Origin of the sequence: Streptomyces sp. NPDC004435 (genome assembly GCF_042873895.1) — a bacterium.
Taxonomy (GTDB): Bacteria; Actinomycetota; Actinomycetes; order Streptomycetales; family Streptomycetaceae; genus Streptomyces.
This window is the reverse complement of record NZ_JBIAMB010000017.1, coordinates 91,523-109,074: the sequence shown is the minus strand read 5'-3', so window position 1 is coordinate 109,074 and position 17,552 is coordinate 91,523. Positions and strand designations below refer to the sequence as shown.

17 protein-coding genes are annotated in these 17,552 nt (G+C 71.4%); 8 read left to right on the top strand and 9 right to left on the bottom strand.

All coding sequences use genetic code 11. The features are described 5' to 3' along the window. The first annotated feature begins 65 nt into the window (after positions 1 to 65). Both ACFYT9_RS27925 and ACFYT9_RS27920 read left to right on the top strand, forming a co-directional pair. Entirely contained in the window at positions 66 to 1,034 is a 969-nt protein-coding gene (locus tag ACFYT9_RS27925) for a diacylglycerol/lipid kinase family protein (RefSeq protein ID WP_387275159.1), read from the top strand. 318 nt (positions 1,035 to 1,352) lie between these two features. Then, positions 1,353 to 1,610, top strand: coding sequence for a WhiB family transcriptional regulator (locus ACFYT9_RS27920; protein WP_003953983.1), 258 nt, complete (start codon positions 1,353 to 1,355; stop codon positions 1,608 to 1,610). 275 nt (positions 1,611 to 1,885) lie between these two features. On the opposite strand, the gene ACFYT9_RS27915 is transcribed toward ACFYT9_RS27920, so the two are convergent. Both ACFYT9_RS27915 and ACFYT9_RS27910 read right to left on the bottom strand, forming a co-directional pair. Continuing rightward, a complete protein-coding gene (locus ACFYT9_RS27915) occupies positions 1,886 to 3,352 on the bottom strand; it encodes a sensor histidine kinase (RefSeq protein WP_376602420.1) in 1,467 nt (488 codons plus the stop codon). Positions 3,353 to 3,755: 403 nt separating this feature from the next. Continuing rightward, entirely contained in the window at positions 3,756 to 4,352 is a 597-nt protein-coding gene (locus ACFYT9_RS27910; RefSeq protein ID WP_389168377.1) for a TetR/AcrR family transcriptional regulator, read from the bottom strand. A gap of 83 nt (positions 4,353 to 4,435) precedes the next feature. Here ACFYT9_RS27910 and ACFYT9_RS27905 point away from each other — a divergent pair, with 83 nt between their 5' ends. Then, on the top strand, positions 4,436 to 5,188 hold the full coding sequence (locus ACFYT9_RS27905) for an SDR family oxidoreductase (RefSeq protein WP_389168375.1): 753 nt from the start codon (positions 4,436 to 4,438) through the stop codon (positions 5,186 to 5,188). Positions 5,189 to 5,446: 258 nt separating this feature from the next. Continuing rightward, entirely contained in the window at positions 5,447 to 6,232 is a 786-nt protein-coding gene (gene nagB / locus ACFYT9_RS27900) for a glucosamine-6-phosphate deaminase (protein ID WP_376602419.1), read from the top strand. A 77-nt stretch (positions 6,233 to 6,309) separates the two neighbouring features. Here nagB and ACFYT9_RS27895 read toward each other — a convergent pair whose 3' ends face one another. From ACFYT9_RS27895 to ACFYT9_RS27880, 4 genes are all read right to left on the bottom strand, one after another. Next, positions 6,310 to 7,836, bottom strand: coding sequence for a glycoside hydrolase family 3 protein (locus ACFYT9_RS27895; RefSeq protein WP_389168373.1), 1,527 nt, complete (start codon positions 7,834 to 7,836; stop codon positions 6,310 to 6,312). Between the two features lie 9 nt (positions 7,837 to 7,845). Then, the gene (locus ACFYT9_RS27890; protein ID WP_376605286.1) at positions 7,846 to 8,682 is read right to left on the bottom strand and encodes a carbohydrate ABC transporter permease; all 837 of its coding nucleotides are present in this window, start codon (positions 8,680 to 8,682) and stop codon (positions 7,846 to 7,848) included. A 41-nt stretch (positions 8,683 to 8,723) separates the two neighbouring features. Next, entirely contained in the window at positions 8,724 to 9,746 is a 1,023-nt protein-coding gene (locus ACFYT9_RS27885; protein ID WP_376605284.1) for a carbohydrate ABC transporter permease, read from the bottom strand. 126 nt (positions 9,747 to 9,872) lie between these two features. Beyond that, positions 9,873 to 11,162, bottom strand: coding sequence for an extracellular solute-binding protein (locus ACFYT9_RS27880; RefSeq protein ID WP_387274469.1), 1,290 nt, complete (start codon positions 11,160 to 11,162; stop codon positions 9,873 to 9,875). Between the two features lie 282 nt (positions 11,163 to 11,444). On the opposite strand from ACFYT9_RS27880, the gene ACFYT9_RS27875 reads away from it, so the two are divergent. The 4 genes from ACFYT9_RS27875 to ACFYT9_RS27860 all read left to right on the top strand — a co-directional run bounded on the left by ACFYT9_RS27875 (position 11,445) and on the right by ACFYT9_RS27860 (position 13,873). Beyond that, a complete protein-coding gene (locus tag ACFYT9_RS27875) occupies positions 11,445 to 12,209 on the top strand; it encodes a GntR family transcriptional regulator (RefSeq protein ID WP_376598955.1) in 765 nt (254 codons plus the stop codon). 334 nt (positions 12,210 to 12,543) lie between these two features. Then, positions 12,544 to 12,744: a hypothetical protein gene (locus ACFYT9_RS27870; protein WP_389168371.1), complete on the top strand. Its 201-nt coding sequence runs from the start codon at positions 12,544 to 12,546 to the stop codon at positions 12,742 to 12,744. 62 nt (positions 12,745 to 12,806) lie between these two features. Then, positions 12,807 to 13,055 carry a hypothetical protein gene (locus ACFYT9_RS27865; RefSeq protein WP_389168370.1) on the top strand — a complete coding sequence of 83 codons (249 nt, stop codon included), beginning with the start codon at positions 12,807 to 12,809 and terminating at the stop codon, positions 13,053 to 13,055. Between the two features lie 59 nt (positions 13,056 to 13,114). Then, positions 13,115 to 13,873 carry a BTAD domain-containing putative transcriptional regulator gene (locus tag ACFYT9_RS27860; RefSeq protein ID WP_389168368.1) on the top strand — a complete coding sequence of 253 codons (759 nt, stop codon included), beginning with the start codon at positions 13,115 to 13,117 and terminating at the stop codon, positions 13,871 to 13,873. Between the two features lie 54 nt (positions 13,874 to 13,927). On the opposite strand, the gene ACFYT9_RS27855 is transcribed toward ACFYT9_RS27860, so the two are convergent. From ACFYT9_RS27855 to ACFYT9_RS27845, 3 genes are all read right to left on the bottom strand, one after another. Next, the gene (locus ACFYT9_RS27855) at positions 13,928 to 15,352 is read right to left on the bottom strand and encodes an endonuclease/exonuclease/phosphatase family protein (protein WP_389168366.1); all 1,425 of its coding nucleotides are present in this window, start codon (positions 15,350 to 15,352) and stop codon (positions 13,928 to 13,930) included. Beyond that, on the bottom strand, positions 15,349 to 16,359 hold the full coding sequence (locus tag ACFYT9_RS27850) for a glycosyltransferase family 2 protein (RefSeq protein ID WP_376598939.1): 1,011 nt from the start codon (positions 16,357 to 16,359) through the stop codon (positions 15,349 to 15,351). Before ACFYT9_RS27850 ends, ACFYT9_RS27855 begins: the two co-directional genes overlap by 4 nt. 96 nt (positions 16,360 to 16,455) lie before the next feature. After that, complete coding sequence (locus ACFYT9_RS27845; protein ID WP_389168364.1) at positions 16,456 to 17,547, bottom strand: UbiA prenyltransferase family protein; 1,092 nt, start codon at positions 17,545 to 17,547, stop codon at positions 16,456 to 16,458. Positions 17,548 to 17,552: the final 5 nt, after the last annotated feature.

The following is a 17,552-nucleotide window of genomic DNA, read 5'->3' as shown; positions in this document are numbered from 1 at the left end:
CGGGGAGGTGTCCGGGGATCGGGCGGGAGTGGGATCGGTACCCCCGGGTAGGTACGCTGGCGGTCATGCGCGCACTTCTCGTGGTCAACCCGGCAGCCACCACCACCAGTGCCCGCACCCGTGACGTGCTGATCCACGCGCTGGCCAGCGAGATGAAGCTGGAGGCCGTCTCCACCGAGTACCGCGGGCACGCCCGGGACCTCGGCCGGAGGGCGGCCGAGTCGGGGGAGATCGACCTGGTCGTGGCCCTGGGTGGCGACGGCACGGTCAACGAGGTCGTGAACGGGCTGCTGCACGACGGGCCCGATCCGGAGCGACTGCCGGGCCTGGCGGTGGTGCCGGGCGGTTCGACCAATGTCTTCGCCCGCGCGCTGGGGCTGCCGAACGACGCCGTGGAGGCGACCGGCGCGCTGCTGGACGCGCTCCGCGAGCGGAGAGCCCGGACGGTGAGCCTCGGGCTCGCGTCGGGGACCCCGGGGACGCCGGACGAGGAGGTGCCGGCCCGCTGGTTCACCTTCTGCGCCGGCCTCGGTTTCGACGCCAGCGTGATCGGCCGGGTCGAACAGCAGCGCGAGCGGGGGAAGCGGTCCACCCACGCCCTGTATCTGCGCCAGGTGTTCCGTCAGTTCCTGGAGGAACCGAACCGGCGGCACGGGACGATCACCCTGGAGCGGCCCGGCGCCGAGCCGGTGGAGAACCTGGTCCTCTCCATAATCTGCAACACCTCCCCCTGGACCTACCTGGGCAATCGCCCGGTGTACGCGTCCCCGGAGGCGTCCTTCGAGACCGCGCTCGACGTGCTCGGACTGAGCCGTCTGTCGACGCCGGCGGTGGCCCGGTACGCCACCCAGCTGCTCACTTCCACCCCCGAACGGGGCCCTCGCGGCAGGCACGCGACAACTCTCCATGACCTGACCGACTTCACCTTGCATTCGAAGGTGCCTCTCCCCCTCCAGATGGACGGAGACCACCTCGGACTGCGTACGAGCGTGACGTTCACAGGCGTACGCCGTGCACTGCGTGTGATTGTGTGAGTGGAAGGGCCGAAAGTCCTTGCACTCGAACGTTTAGGCGCGCATCCACCCCTTAGAAGTACGGCTGTGACCTAGCCGACACCGAGGAATCAAAAAAAACTTTCCGGAAGGGGTTGTATCCGCTGCCGAGGTTTGCGAGTCTCTTCTTGGCGATCGGGACGGCCCGCAAGACCGGCCTCCACTGAAAGCCAGAACCCCTCCTCAAACCAAGGACCACACCGGTTCATCCGGCAGTCGGCCCTTCACTTGTTGGGGGATTCGTGAAAGCGTTCACATTCACAAGCAACTTGCACGTAATAACCAAGAGAGGTAGCAGCCATGGACTGGCGTCACAACGCCGTTTGTCGTGAGGAAGACCCCGAGCTGTTCTTCCCCATCGGCAACACCGGTCCTGCGCTGCTGCAGATCGAGGAAGCCAAGGCCGTCTGCCGCCGCTGCCCCGTCATGGAGCAGTGCCTGCAGTGGGCGCTCGAGTCCGGCCAGGACTCCGGCGTCTGGGGTGGCCTCAGCGAGGACGAGCGCCGCGCGATGAAGCGCCGTGCCGCCCGCAACCGGGCGCGCAACGCCAGCGCCTGAGCCACCTGCACAGCCTGAGGCTGAGGCGGCGCGTACACCGTGTACGCAATCACCGCCCCCCGAGCCGCAGCGCGCAGAGCAGTAAAGCAGTGCAGCAGTAACCCACAGCATTCGAGCCCCGGACCGATTCACTTCGGTCCGGGGCTCGCTGCTGTCCGTGATCACGAATCCCCCGTGATGGCGAATCCCCCGTGATGGCGAATCCCCCGTGATGGCGAATCCCCCCTGATGACGGATCCCCCGTCGTCGGACGACCCGTCATCACGGGTGCGGCCTCACTTCTGCGGGCGCACCGGGATGTCCAGGACCACCTTCGTGCCGCCCTCGCTGCCGGGCCGCATGTCGAAGGTGCCGCCCAACTCCCCTTCCACCAGGGTCCGTACGATCTGGAGGCCGAGGTTGCCGGCCTTCTGCGGGTCGAAGCCCTCGGGCAGGCCCCGGCCGTCGTCCCGGACGGTGATGAGGAGCCGGCTGTCCGGGCGGGGCTCGCCGCGGACCGCGCTGACCTCCACCGTGCCGTGCTCACCGGGGGCGAAGGCGTGCTCCAGGGCGTTCTGCAGGATCTCGGTGAGGACCATGGAGAGCGGGGTGGCGACCTCCGCGTCCAGGATGCCGAAGCGGCCGTTGCGCCGGCAGGTGACCTTGCCCGGGGAGATCTCGGCGACCATCGCGATGACCCGGTCGGCGATCTCGTCGAACTCGACCCGCTCGTCCAGGTTCTGGGACAGAGTCTCGTGGACGATGGCGATCGAACCGACGCGCCGGACCGCCTCGTTGAGGGCCTCGCGCCCCCGGTCGGAATCCATCCGGCGGGCCTGGAGGCGCAACAGGGCGGCCACCGTCTGGAGGTTGTTCTTCACCCGGTGGTGGATCTCCCGGATGGTGGCGTCCTTGGTGATCAACTCGCGCTCGCGGCGGCGCAGTTCGGTGACGTCCCGGAGCAGGACCAGGGAGCCGATCCGGCTGCCCTTGGGCTTGAGCGGGATGGCCCGCAGCTGGATGACCCCGCCGCTGCCCTCCACCTCGAAGTTCCTGGGGGCGTAGCCGGAGGCGAGCTTGACCAGGGCCTCGTCGACCGGGCCGCGGGAAGGAGCCAGTTCGGCGGTGATCTGGCCGAGGTGCTGGCCGACCAGATCGGCGGCGAGGCCGAGCCGGTGGTAGGCGGAGAGGGCGTTGGGCGAGGCGTACTGGACCATGCCGTCGGCGTCCAGGCGAACGAGTCCGTCGCCGGCCCGCGGCAGGGAGTCCATGTCGGACTGCTCGCCGGGGTAGGGGAAGGAGCCGGCCGCGATCATCTGGGCGAGGTCCGAGGCCGACTGGAGGTAGGTGAGCTCCAGCCGGGAGGGGGTGCGGACGGTCAGCAGGTTGGTGTTGCGGGCGATCACGCCGAGGACCCGGCCCTCGCGCCGCACCGGGATGGACTCGACCCGGACTGGGACCTCCTCGCGCCACTCGGGGTCGCCCTCGCGGACGATCCGGCCCTCGTCCAGGGCCGCGTCCAGGAGCGGGCGGCGGCCTCGCGGGACGAGGTGGCCGACCATGTCGTCCTGGTACGAGGTCGGGCCGGTGTTCGGCCGCATCTGGGCGACGGAGACGTACCGGGTGCCGTCGAGGGTGGGGACCCACAGGACGAGGTCGGCGAAGGAGAGGTCGGAGAGCAGCTGCCACTCCGACACCAGCAGGTGGAGCCACTCCAGGTCGGAGTCGCTCAGGGCGGTGTGCTGGCGGACGAGGTCGTTCATGGAGGGCACGGTGCGAGCGTACCCGCGGAATTAACGGCTGGTGAACCTGGCTCTTCGGGGCCGCGTGTTGGAGGATGGGCCCGGAAACACCGCGTTCAGGTGGATGGACAGACAAGAATGGTCTAGTCCACAATGGGCGCATCGAACTCCACACAGCCTCCATCCTCCCCGCACAGGAGGATGGACGAGGTACCCGGCGCTCTCTGCCCTGACTGCGCCGAGACCTCCCTTCACGGCCGAGGGTCCGCACACCCCCGGCCGGGCACACCCGGGCTGCGGTGCCGGGCGGGTTGAGGGTCCCGCCAGGCGCCGCGGCCCGCGGTCGTTCCGGACTCGTCTCTCTCCCCTTCCGGCCCTTGCCGCCTCCGGCTCCTCCGCGCCGCCGGTCGCGGTTCCCGCGCCGTCAGGCCGGGGGCCAGGCGAGCATCGCCGCCTCCGCCACCGCCGTCAGCTCCTCCGCCGTCGCCCCGTCGCGGGCCTGCTGGGACATGCCCTGGAGCACGGCTCCGCCGAGGCGGGCCAGCACGCGGGGGTCGGTGGCGGCGGGCAGCTCGCCGGAGTCCACGTCCTGGCGGATCCGCTCCTCGATGCCGGCCAGGTTGGCGTTCCGCCGGGCCCGCAGGGACTCCTCCACCTCGGGGCTGGAGCAGTTGATCGCCGCCGAGATCACCAGGCAGCCGCGGGGGTGGCCGGGCTCCGTGAAGTGGAGGGCGGCCTCGCGGAGCATCCGCGCGACGCCGGCGCGGGCCGTCGGCTCCTCCGCGAAGGCCCGGGCGCCGAAGGCTCCGTGCGAGAGCGCGTACTCCGCCACGACCTCCTCGAAGAGCGTCCGCTTGTCCCCGAAGGCCGCGTAAAGGCTCGGGGCGCTGATGCCCATGACACGGGTCAGGTCGGAGACGGAGGTCGTCTCGTAGCCCCGTTCCCAGAAGGCCATCGTCGCCTGCTCCAGGGCCGTGGGCCGGTCGAAGGAGCGGGGGCGGCCGCGCTGTTTCGTCGCCATGGGGTGAATTCTATAGCGCGCGTTAGGGATCATGGAGTACGGTTTTTCTGTAACGACCACTAGGAAATGAGGGGGGCGTCGCCATGGGCGTGCTCACGGGGAAGACGGCACTGGTCACGGGCGCGAGCCGGGGCATCGGACGGGGGATCGCCGAGCGGCTGGGCCGGGACGGCGCACGGGTCGGCGTGCACTACGGGGCGAACGAGGCGGCGGCGAAGGAGGCGGTCGCCGCGATCGAGGCGGCGGGCGGCGAGGCGTTCGCGATCGGGCAGGAGCTGGGGGTGCCGGGGGACGCGGCGGCGCTCTGGGCGGCCTTCGACGCGCGGGCGGACGGGCTGGACATCCTGGTGAACAACGCGGGCATCGCGGCTTCGAACCCCTTCGGGACGATCAGCGAGGAGGAGTTCGAGCGGGTGTTCGCGGTGAACACGAAGGCGCCGTTCTTCCTCGCGCGGCTGGGGGCGGAGCGGCTGCGGGACGGCGGCCGGATCGTCAATGTGTCGACCGGGCTGAGCAGGACGGCACTGATGCCGGACCTGATCGCCTACTCCATGTCGAAGGCCGCCCTGGACGTCTTCACCCGTGACCTCTCGAAGCTGCTGGGCGGGCGCGGGATCACGGTCAACTCGGTGGCGCCCGGGATCGTGGACACGGACATCAACGCCGGATGGCTGCGCGGCAGCGAGGAGGCGTGGGCCGGGGCGGCGGCGCACTCGGCGCTCGGCGGGGTCGGAAGCCCGTCGGACATAGCCGACGTGGTGGCCTTCCTCGCCTCGGACGAGGCCCGCTGGGTGACGGGCGCCTGGATCGACGCCACGGGAGGCTCGCTGACCTGAGCCGACCCTGGGCGGGGGCCGATGAGGGGCGAGGGGAGGGCGAGGGGAGGGCGGGGCGGCCCGGGCGGAGGAGGGGCGGGGCGGCCCGGGTGGCTGGTGGGGCGGGGGCGGCCGACCATGGAGAGGGGCCGGGCGGCGCGGGCCGTCCGGGGTGCGGAACGGCATGAGGAGACGGGCCTCACTCTGCTAGATTGGGACTTTGATTGGTCTATACCACATGGCCCCTCCCCAGCCCCTCACCAGATCGGCAGGCACAGCGTGGAAGTTGTCATCGTCAAGGACGCCAAGGCGGGCGGAGAGCTCATCGCGGACGGCATCGCCGACCTCCTGCGCCGCAAGCCCGACGCGCTGCTCGGCGTGGCCACGGGCTCGACCCCGATCCCGATCTACGACGCCCTGACCGCCCAGGTGCGGGCCGGCTCCGTGGACGCCTCCCGGGCGCGAATCGCCCAGCTGGACGAGTACGTCGGCCTGCCGGCCGGGCACCCGGAGTCGTACCGCTCGACGGTCCTGCGCCAGGTCGTGGAGCCGCTCGGCCTCCCCGAGGACCACTTCATGGGCCCCGACGGCTCCGCCGAGGACGTCCAGGCGGCCTGCGAGGCGTACGACAGGGCGCTGGTCGAGGCCGGCGGTGTGGACCTCCAGATCCTCGGCATCGGCACCGACGGGCACATCGGCTTCAACGAGCCCTGCTCCTCGCTCGCCTCCCGCACCCGGATCAAGACGCTGACCGAGCAGACCCGGGTGGACAACGCCCGCTTCTTCGACAACGACATCGAGCAGGTCCCGCACCACGTCATCACCCAGGGCATCGGCACCATCCTGGAGGCCCGCCACCTGGTGCTGCTCGCCACCGGCGAGGGCAAGGCCGAGGCCGTGGCGCAGACCGTCGAGGGCCCGGTCGCCGCGCTCGTGCCGGCCTCCGCCCTCCAGCTCCACCGGCACGCCACGGTGGTCGTGGACGAGGCCGCCGCCTCCAAGCTGAAGCTCGCGGACTACTTCCGCCACACCTACGCGAACAAGCCCTCCTGGCAGGGCATCTGATCCCACTGGGACGCACACGAGAGGGGCCCGGCACCTGGGAACAGGTGCCGGGCCCCTCTCGTGTGCTTCTCCGGGCGTCAGGCGCCTGTGCCGACCACGGCCTCGGCCGCGGCCCGGCCGCAGACCCGGGCGGCGCCGTGGGTCGCGATGTGCAGGGCGCCGCGCGGCTCGGCCTCGTTGAGCCCCATCTCGACGACCACGGTGTCCGGGCGGACGGCCACCAGGCCGTCCAGGGCCGCGGTCATCCACGGGTGCCGGTGGAGGTCGCGGACGACCGCGACGATCCGCCGCTCCCCCGCCGCCGCGAGGACGGACTCCACCGTCGCCTCCGCGTCGAAGGAACCGGACTCCGTGCCCGGCAGCAGCCGGTCCAGCTCGGCGGCGACGCCCCACGGGGTCTCGTCGCCGACCGCGAAGTTGGCGACCGGGGTGAACGAGGCGACGAACGGGGCGCTCGACACCGGGGTGTAGAGCTCGGCGCCCTTGGTGATCCGCAGGGCCCGGCGGGCCGCCACGAGTCCGACGTCGGCGCCGGGCGCGGTCCCCTCCTGCACTGCCGCGCCCGGCACCGATCCAGCCCCCCTCGCCCGGTGCGCCTGGGTCCAGGCCGCCAGGGCGCGCACGCGCGCCGCGGCGTCGGCCAGCCGCTCCTCGGGCAGTTCACCGGTCCGTACCGCTTCGACCAGCGCGTCACGCAGCCGCAGTACGGTGTCCTCGTCGCACAGCCCGCCGCCGACGCAGATGGCGTCGGCGCCCGCGGCGATCGCGAGGACGGATCCGCGCTGGATGCCGTACGTCGCCGCGACGGCCTGCATCTCCATGCCGTCGGTGACGATCAGGCCGTCGAAGCCCAGCTCCTGGCGGAGCAGACCGGTGAGGATCTGCGGGCTCAGGGTGGCCGGACGGTCGGTGTCGAGCGCGGGAAGCAGGATATGCGCGCTCATGACGGCTTTGGTACCCGCGGCGATGGCCGCGCGGAAAGGTACCAGCTCACGGGCGTGCAGTGTGGCGAGGTCCACATCGATCCGGGGCAGCGCGTCGTGCGAGTCGACGTTGGTGTCGCCGTGTCCGGGGAAGTGCTTGGTGCAGGCCGCGACCCCGACAGCCTGGAGCCCGTCGACGTACGCGACGGTGTGCCGGGCGACCAGGTCCGGGTCCGGTCCGAAGGAGCGGACGCCGATGACGGGGTTCTCGGCGTTGGAGTTCACGTCGGCCGAGGGGGCCCAGTTGAGGTCGATGCCGCAGTCGATGAGCCGGCGGCCGAGCTCGCGGGCCACGGCCCGGGTCAGTTCGACGTCGTCGACCCGGCCCAGGGCGTAGTTGCCCGGGAAGGACGAGCCGTCGTTGACCTCCAGGCGGGTGACGTCGCCGCCCTCCTCGTCGATGGCGACGAGGACGTCGTCCCGCTCGGCCCGGAGCTGGGCGGTGAGGCGGGCGAGCTGCTCGGGGCTGACGACGTTCCGGCCGAAGAGGCCGACCGACGACAGTCCCTCGCCGATCCGGCGGAGCAGCCAGTCGGGGGCGGTGGTGCCGACGAAGCCGGGCTGGAGCACCGTGAGCGCGTCACGGGTCAGGGTGTCCGAGCCGTGCAGGAGTGTGGTCATGGGGCGCCGTTATCCCTTCACCGCGCCGGCGGTCATGCCGCCGACGGCCTTGCGCTGGAGGAAGAGGAACACGATGAGCACGGGCAGGGCGAAGAGCGTCGAGGCGGCCATGGTGGCGCCCCAGTCGTCGCCGAACGCGGTCTGGAACTGGGTGAGCCAGAGCGTCAGGGTCTGGTTCGTCTTGTCCTTGTTGAGCACGAGGACCATGGCGAACTCGTTCCAGGCCGTGATGAAGCCGAAGAGCGAGGTGGACATCAGGCCCGGTGCGAGCAGCGGGAAGATGACCTTGCGGAACGCCTGGCCGCGGGTGCAGCCGTCGATCTGGGCGGCCTCCTCCAGCTCGACCGGGACGGCGGCGATGAAGCCGCGCAGGGTCCAGATGGTGAAGGGCAGGACCATCACGAAGTAGATCGCGGTGAGCAGCGGGATGCTGTTCAGCATCGAGTTGTCGCGGGCGATCATGTACATCGCGATGACCATGACCTCCCAGGGGGCCATCTGCGCCATCATGACGATGAGGACGATGCCCTTGCGGCCCTTGAACTTCATGCGGGCGATCGCGAAGCTCGCGGCGAGGGCGACGAGCAGGGCCAGTACGACGGCGCCGACCGTGACGATCAGGCTGTTCGTGACGTACGTCCAGAAGAGGTCGACACCGGTGGCCGTCGAGTAGTTCTCGAAGGTCGGGGTGAAGAAGAAGACCGGGTCCTTGGTCAGGATCTCGCTCTGCGGCTTCAGCGAGGACGAGAACATCCAGTAGACCGGGAAGACGAAGATCACGGCGAGGACGATCGCGGCGGCGTTCTTCGCGACGGTGCCGACGGTCAGCGGCTTGCGGGTGCGCAGCTTCTGCGGGGTCCGCGCCTCGGGGGTCTGTGCGGTGGTGCTCACTGCTCGTCCTCCTGCTTCAGGATCAGGCGGAAGTAGAAGGACATGGCCACGAGGAGCATCACGATGGTGAGGATCGAGATGGCCGCCGCGACGCCGTAGTGCTGCTGGCTCATGCCTTCGATGTACGCGAAGACGGGGAGGGTCTCGCTGGCGCGGTCGGGGCCGCCCTGGTTCATGGCGTAGACCTGGGTGAACGCCTTGAAGACCCAGATGATCTCCAGGAAGGTGGTGATCATGAAGAAGGGCTTGAGGTTCGGGAAGACCACGGCCCAGAAGGTCCGCCAGCCGCTCGCGCCGTCCATGCGGGCCGCCTCGTACAGCTCGGAGCCCACGGTGGTGAGGCCGGCGTACATGTTGAGGGCGACGAAGGGGACGGAGCCCCAGACGACGAGCGCCGTGATGATCACGAAGGTGGAGAAGCTGGTCTCGAACCAGTTGTGCTGCTCGTAGCCGGAGAAGCCGAGCGTGCGCATCAGCCAGTTGGCGACGCCGTACTGCTCGTCGAAGAGCCACCGGAAGATGGTGACGGAGGCGACGATCGGCATGGCCCAGGCGAAGGCGAGCGCCAGGGAGAGCACCAGCCGCATCTTCTTGCCGAGGCGGTTGAGGAGCAGGCCGATGCCGGTGCCGATCGCCATGATCAGGGCGACGTTGGCGGCGGTGAAGAGGACCGAGCGGAGGACGACGGTCCAGAAGTCGGGGTCGCTCAGCAGCTCCGTGTAGTTGTCGAAGCCGACCCAGGGGGTCTCGCGGCGGATCAGCTCACGCCGGTTGACCGACTGGAAGGAGAGGATCAGGTTGCTGACGAGCGGGTAGAGCAGCAGCACCGCCATGGACAGCAGGGCGGGCGTGACGAGCAGGTACGGCAGTAGCCCACCAGGCAGCGAACGTCTGCCGCGCGAGGGCTGAAGGGCTTCCTTCGCGCCGGAAGGGGGTGGCGGAGTCTGCGACTTCCCTGCCGCCCTCCCGGGCGCGTCCTGGGAACCGGCGGTCGCCGTCCCCTGGGAGTCCACGGTCATGGTCTTCTTCCTCGCGGTTCTGGGGCTCCCGCGCCCACCGGGGCACGGCCCGGGGGAGCGGGCCGCAATCACTGCAACGCCCTGGTGGCGTGGCCGGGGGAAGCCGGCCACGCCACCGGGGTGGGATTACTTCTCGTTGATGCGCTCGGCGATGACCTTGTCGGCCTCTTCGCCGGCCTTCTGCGGGTCCTCGCCCTTCAGGACCTTGGTCATGTAGCCCTTGATCGGGTTGGGCTCGGTCTCGACGTTGGCCCAGCCACCCGTGATCGGGGTGATGCGACCGACCTCGGCGACCTTGACCATGGCCTCGGCGAAGGAGCCGGCCTCAGGGGTGACCTGCGCGGACGTGTCGACGGGGATGATGCCGCCCTTGTTGGCGGTGCCGTACGACTCCAGCTGCTTCTTGTTGGTGACGAAGGCCAGCCACTCCTTCGCGAGCTCCTGGTTCTGGGAGCGCTCGGCGACGGCGAGGTTCGAGCCGCCGAAGAAGACGGAGCCGGGCTTGTCGGCCGTCTTGCCCGGGATCGGGAAGTAGCCGAAGTCGGACTTCTTGCCGGCCTTCTCGATGGCGGCGATCGCGCCGCCGGCCTCCCAGCCGAGACCGATCCAGGAGGAGACGCCGCCCTTGGGCACGACGTCCACGGACTGCTGCGGGGTGGCCTCGTCCTTGTCCTTCGGAGCGGTCGAGAAGGACTGCAGCTCCTTGTAGAAGTTCATCGCGGCGGCGGCCTGCGGGGTGGCCAGGCCACCCTTCCAGTTGTCGCCGTCCTTGACCGCGAGCTCGCCGCCCTCGTCCCACAGGAAGCCGGCGAGGACGTACCAGCTCTGGCCGGGCAGGTAGATCGGCTGCGACTTGGCGTCGGTGGCCTTGAGCTTCTTCAGGCCCTCGATCCACTCGGTGCGGGTCTTCGGCGGGGTGACGCCGGCCTTCTTGTACGCGGCCTTGTCGTAGATCACGACGCGGCTGGCGGCCCACCACGGAGCGGCGTAGAGCTTGCCGTCCAGCTCGGCCGAGGGCAGCATGCCCTTGCTCCAGTTGTTGTAGCCGAGCTTCTCCTTGTCACCGGAGAGGTCGGCGAGACCGCCGGAGACGGCGTAACCCGTGGTCTGGGTGTTGCCGAGCTCCAGGACGTCCGGCGGGGTGTCCTCGGAGAGGGCCGTGGTGACCTTGGTCTGGATGTCGGTCCACTGCTGGACCTCGACCTTGACCTTGACGCCGGGGTGGGCGGCCTCGAACTCCTTGTTGACACCGTCGATCCACTCCTTGGGAGCGGAACCGTCCATGACCCAGACGGTGAGCGACTTGTTGCCGCCCTCGGACTTGCCCTTGTCCTTGTCACCGCTGTCGGTACCACACGCAGCGATAGAGACCATCATGCCCGCGACGCCGATCGCCGCGATGAGCTTGCGCTTCACGCCACCCTCCTCAGGGATGCCTGCAACCCCTGCCCACCGCGCGAAGACATACGTCAGGTAGTGCTCGTGGGGCTGGGACCTGGTCTTTAATGGTTTAGACCAGTACCCGGAGCTTGGCCTAGACCTTTGGGGGTGTCAAGGGTGTATAAGAAGGGCAGTCGCGTCCGTTATCGGACCGACACCTGAGGGAGGCCGACGACCCGTGACCGGTCCGTGCCACCATGTGAGCCGCGACAGACGGAGGAGCCGGTGACGGCAGCAGCACAGTCGGGAAGGCAGGCCATGGCCACGGAGGCGGGCAGCACGGAGTCAGAGGGCGGGGCGGTCACCCGCACCGCGCGCGTGCCCAAGTACTACCGGCTGAAAAGGCACCTCCTCGACATGACGGAGACCCTTCCGCCGGGCACCCCCGTGCCGCCGGAGCGCACGCTCGCGGCCGAGTTCGACACCTCGCGCACCACGGTGCGCCAGGCCCTCCAGGAACTGGTCGTCGAGGGCCGGCTGGAGCGCATCCAGGGCAAGGGCACCTTCGTGGCGAAGCCGAAGGTCTCCCAGTCACTCCAACTCACCTCGTACACCGAGGACATGCGCGCCCAGGGGCTCGAACCCACCTCGCAGCTCCTCGACATCGGCTACGTGACCGCCGACGACACCCTCGCCGGGCTGCTCGACATCACGGCCGGCGGCCGGGTGCTCCGCATCGAGCGCCTCCGGCTGGCGAACGGCGAGCCGATGGCGATCGAGACCACTCACCTTTCGGCCAAGCGCTTCCCCGCGCTGCGCCGTTCGCTGGTCAAGTACACCTCGCTCTACACCGCCCTGGCGGAGGTCTACGACGTGCACCTCGCCGAGGCCGAGGAGACCATCGAGACCTCGCTCGCCACCCCCCGCGAGGCCGGGCTGCTCGGCACCGACGTCGGCCTGCCGATGCTGATGCTCTCCCGCCACTCCCTGGACGCCCAGGGCGAGCCGGTCGAGTGGGTGCGCTCCGTCTACCGCGGCGACCGCTACAAGTTCGTCGCCCGGCTCCAGCGGCCCAACGGCTGAGTCGCCGGAGCACGACACCGACGTACGAGGAGGAGGGGCCCGCCGGACCGGCGGGCCCCTCCTCCGCTTTCCGCGGCCGCCTCGCGGAAGGCCGGGTACCGCCTTGCACCTTCAGTCCGGCAGGAACGTGACACCACCCGCGAAACAGCAGGTCGGAGCCGTACGGACACGGCGGTACGGAGCTGGCGCCAAGCGCCCGGTCGGTTGATGCCACCCCGGAGGCACTGACAGACCCCGCCCCGGCCGAGCAAGCTGGAACACGTCGAGAGAGAGCCCCTCCGAGGGGCCTGACGACACGAATCCCGCGAACCGCTCCCACCGGAGGTACTCCGCCATGCCCACGTCCGCCCGCCGCGCCCTCGTCACCGCCCTCGCCCCGCTCGCCGTCGCCGGCGCCCTGCTCGCCGCCGCCGAGACCGCTCCCCCGGCCGCCGCCGTCCCGGCCGCCGCCACGGCGCCGGCCACGGCACCCGCCCCGGCCGCCGCCCCCACGCCGACCCCCACCGCCTCCGGCGACGGCTTCTCCTGGGGCTGACCGGCCCGCACCACTCGGATCCGGCCATCTACCTCATCGGCATCTCGCTGTCCGCACCCGCCGTGGCGGACACCGCCCACCTCACCTCCGGCGACGTCCTGCACACCCTGCGGCGGGCCGTACGCCCCACCGACCCCGTCGAGACCACCCGCGCCCTCGTCGCCGGCGGTTCCGTCCGGATCGCGCTCTGCGTCGACTGTCCCGACGAACTCGACGCCATCGGACGGGCCCTCGACATCTGCCGGCGCATGCTCGCCGCCGACCCGCCCGAACTCCGCGGCTACACGGTGGCCGACTGCCGCCTCCTGTGAGCGGCCCCGCCGCGACCACCTCGACCACCTGACCGAGAAACGAACGGGGAGACTTCGTCGTGTTCCTCCATGTGCTCGGCCCGCTGCGGGCCACCGTCGACAACCGAGCGGTGCCGCTCGGCGGCCGGCGAGCCCGGACCGTCCTGGCCGCCCTCGCCCTCGAACCCGACTGGGCCGTCTCCGCCGAGAGCCTGGTCGAGGCCGTCTGGGGGCCGCGGCCCCCGGCCAGCGCCCGCACCCAGATCCGCATCTGCGTCTCCGCGCTGCGCCGCGCCCTGGCCTCCCTCGGCTCGCCCGATGCCATCGAGACCCTGTCGTACGGCTACCGCCTGCGGATCGGCCCCGACCAGCTCGACGCCTCGGTCTTCGAGTCCCGCACCGCCCGCGCCCGGGACCTCGCCGAGAACGGCCGGCGCGCCGAGGCCGTCCTGGAGCTGCGCAACGCGCTCGCCCTGTGGACGGGCCCGGTCCTCGCCGGCGAGAGCACCCCCGCTCTCGAACCGGGAGTGCTGCGGCTTGAGGAGCTGCGGATCCGGGCCACCGAGGAGAAGCTGCGCCTGGAGCTGGCACTCGGCCGGCACGCGGACGTGGTCGGGGAGCTGATGGCGCTGACCGTCGCCCATCCCTTCCGGGAGCAGCTGCACGGCCAGCTGATGCTCGCCCTGCACCGGTCCGGGCGGACCGCCGAGGCGCTCGCCGCCTACCGGCGGATCCGGCTGACGCTCGTCGACGAACTGGGCATCGAGCCGGGCCCGCGGCTCAGCGCCCTGGAGCGGTCGATCCTGCTGGGCGAGCGGGTGGAGTGCCTCTCGGCGTGACCGGACCCGCGGCGCCGTCACAGCCGTGCCGCCCGGCGTGACCGGCAGGGGCCGTCACAGCGAGAGCCGCAGCTCCTGCATCCGGTGCTCCGAGATCCCGTCGGTGGGCAGGAGGTCGTAGCGGTGGAGGGTCGTGGGGCCGTCGGTGAAGGCCCAGTCGACCCGGAAGAACGGCAGGTCGCGGTTGAACAGCTCGTCCTCCCCGAACTCCCCCAGCGAGGCGAACTTCCAGCTCAGCGGCAGGAAGGAGGGGTTCGCCGGGGTGGCGTCCCGGGCCACGCTCCGCAGCTCGTCGAGCGAGCGCATGGCGGCGGTGGCGTTGAAGTCCCCCGCGATCACGGTCGGGTGGGTGTTGGCGGCCACGTCCCGCTTCAGACCCTCGAACTCCGCCTCCCGCCAGGCGTGCTTGCGGCGCAGATAGCTGTCGTGGTCGAAGTCCGTGAAGGGGTTGAGGTTGTCGAGGGCGAGCGGCACGGTGATGTGCACGTTGTACGTGCTCAGCACCCGGCCGCCGACGGCGATGTCGGTGCGGAGCACCTTCTCCCGCGCGAACACCTGGCCGAAGTCGGGCCGCTTGCCGAAGGTGAGCTCCGGGCCGGGTCCCACCGGGCGCTGCGCGACGATCGGGTAGCGGGAGAGGGTGAGCAGCTCGCCCCGGCGGGCCAGGTGGTAGCCGGGGAAGGCGCGGCGCAGTTCGGCGTCGTCCTCCAGCGGCCAGTAGCCGTCCTCGCCGAGGCCGGGGGTCCAGCCGACGTGTTCCTGGAGCAGGTACACGTCGGCGTTCCGGCTCTTGAGCAGGGCGATCAGGCGGTCGGAGCCGGTCGCCATCGCCCAGTACTGGGTGTTGAGCGAGACCACCCGCAGGGCGCCGGCCGGTACCGGGCCCGGCTCGCGCCAGAGCGCGGGCCAGTTGAGCCCGGACCCGGTGACCAGGGCGAGGGCGAGGGCTGCGCCGGAGACGGCGGCGGCGACCGGGCGGCGCCGCCCGCAGGCGGCGGCGGAGGCCACCAGCAGCAGGAGCGGAGTGCCGAGGAGGATCAGCGGGGGGACGACGTCGAGCATGATCGACCAGTGCAGGCGACCGCTGATCAGCCACCGCACGACGGCGTAGACGAGCCAGACGACCGAGGCGGTGACGACGGCCCGCCCGTACCAGAGGCGTACCCCCCGGGCGATCCGCCGGGCAAGGCCGGGCCGCCGGCCGGGATCCGGACGCGCGGCGGACGTCGCGGCGGGCGTCGCGGCGCGGCCCGGGCCGGCGGCCCCTGGCTTCCCGGCCGCTCCGGGCGACTCGGCTTGTCCGGACCTCCCCTTCTCCCCGGACGACTCTGCCTGTCCGGACTTCCCCGCCTCCCCGGACGACTCGGCTTCTTCGTACGACTCGACGCCTCCGGACGGTTCGGTCTCTCCCGGGCCGCCGGGCTCTCCCGGTCCGCCGGGCTCTCCCGGCGTGCGGAGCGGGGTGGGCGTGACGCTCATGCCAATGCCTCGCCCGGCTGGTACATGCGGCGGAAGCGGCCGCTGGTCGCGTACTGGGCGAGTCCGGTGGCCAGGCCGGCGACCACGGCGGTGTTGACCAGCAGGTGGGCGCCGGTGAAGAAGGCCGTGAAGGCGAGGCCGCGCTCCTCGGCGACGAAGCGGTACTGGCCGAAGTCGGCCAGGACCGAGCCCGCGAGGGCCGCCGCCGCGACCGGCAGCGCGGCGGCGGGCCAGACGGCGGCGAGCGGCAGGGCGGCGACGGCGAGCCCGCCGAGGGCGGAGGCGGCGGCCCGGCCGCCGGTCTCCATGCCCTGCATGGCCCGGCCCCGGTCGAAGTAGAACGGCACCCGCAGCCGGCTGCGGACGAACGCCTTGCGCAGCAGCGGCTTCATCCGGCTCTCGTCGGAGAGCCGTCCCCGTATCCGCGAGGTGAGCAGCATGGGCCACCGGGCGGCGAGCCGCTCCGCGTGGTCGATCTCCTCGGTCTGGCGCAGCGCCGTGTTGAACCAGCCGGCCTCCATGAACGCCGATCTGCGGACCGCGCCGAGCGCGTAGAAGCCGCCGCTGACGTCGCCCTCGGCGCTCTTGCGCCAGTAGTGGTACTGGAGGATGCGGTACTGGCCGACGAGCGGCTCGGGGAAGAGGGGTTCCTTGTCGGGGACTCCGAACACGGCCCCGTACTCCGGATGCTCCTCGAAGAGCGCGACGGCCTCGGCGACCGCCTCGGGGTGCATGGTGAGGTCGGCGTCCAGGAAGAAGACGATCTCGCCGCGGGCGCGGCGGACGCCCTCGTTGCGGGAGGCGCCGGGTCCGCCGTTCTCGGTGACGCGGACCAGCTGGACGGGGTGGGTGGCGGCGATCTCGGCGCAGCCGTCGGTGCTGGCGTCGTCGACGACGATCACCTCGACGTTCGGGTGGGTCTGGGCGAGGACGGAGCGCAGGCAGAGGTCGACCGTGCGGCGGTCGTTGTACATGGGGACGACGACGGAGACGAGGGGTGCGGTCATCGGGGTTCCTCGGCGGTTCGTGGGCGGGAGGGGTTCGCGGAAGGCGCGGAAGGCGCAGAAGGCGCAGAAGGCGCGAGGGCTGCGCGGGGTGCGGGGTCAGACGGCGAGCTGGGGCAGGAGCAGGGCGCCCCACACGCCCGCGTTGACGAGCATCACGCGGTCCCGCAGCAGGGTCTTGACCGGTTCGCCGCCGCCGCCGTCGACGACCACGACCTGGAGGTAGCGGAAGAGTGCGAGCAGCGCGCAGACCACGGTGAGCAGGGCGTAGGGGCCGAAGCCGGACTCGGTGCGCAGGTAGAGCAGGTAGCCGACGACGGCGAGGGCGGAGCACAGGACCAGGACGAGGTCGAGGAAGTGTGCCGAGTAGCCGACGAGGGCGGGGCGGTGGCCGGTGCCGGAGACGCTCAGCTCGTGGCGGCGTTTGCCGAGGATGAGGACCAGGCAGAAGGCGAGGACGGTGAGGACGAGCCACATCCCGGCGGGCCGGCCGGTGGCCTCGTAGCCGCCGAGGAGGCGGAGCACGAAGCCGGTGGCGACGACGAAGACGTCGATGAGCGGGACGTGCTTGAGCTTCCAGCTGTAGGCGCCGTTCACCGCGAGGTAGGCGCCGACGACGAGGGCGCCGCCGGGGCCGAGCGGGTAGAGGGCGGGGACGAGCAGGGCGGCGAGGGCGGCGGCCGTCGCCCAGGCCGCGGGGATGCTCATCCGGCCGGAGGCGAGCGGGCGGTGGCGCTTGACCGGGTGCCGCTTGTCGCGTTCGACGTCCGCGATGTCGTTGAGGACGTAGACGAGCGAGGAGGCGAGGATGAAGGCGACGAGGGCGAGGCCGACGCGGGCCGCGCCTCCGCCGCCCCAGCCGCCGTCGAGCAGGGCGAGCGGGACGACCAGGAGGTTCTTCGGCCACTGGCCGGGGCGGAGGAGGGCGAGCGGGGCGGGCAGGCCGCGCCGCCCGCGGAGCGTGGGATCGGGCGGGGCGGTCGGGGTGTGCGGGACGGCCGGTCCGGGGTCGGCCCGGGGTTCGGTGGCGGATGCGGAGGCGGATACGAGGTCGGGCGCCGGCGCGGGAGGGGACGCGGGGTCCGTGGCGCCGGCCTGCGGGAGGGCGGTGGGCTCGGGGCCGGCCGCCCCCGTCAGGTGCGGGACGGGGCGGTTCGGCGGGTGCGGTGTGGTGCGGGTGAGCTGGTTCATCGCAC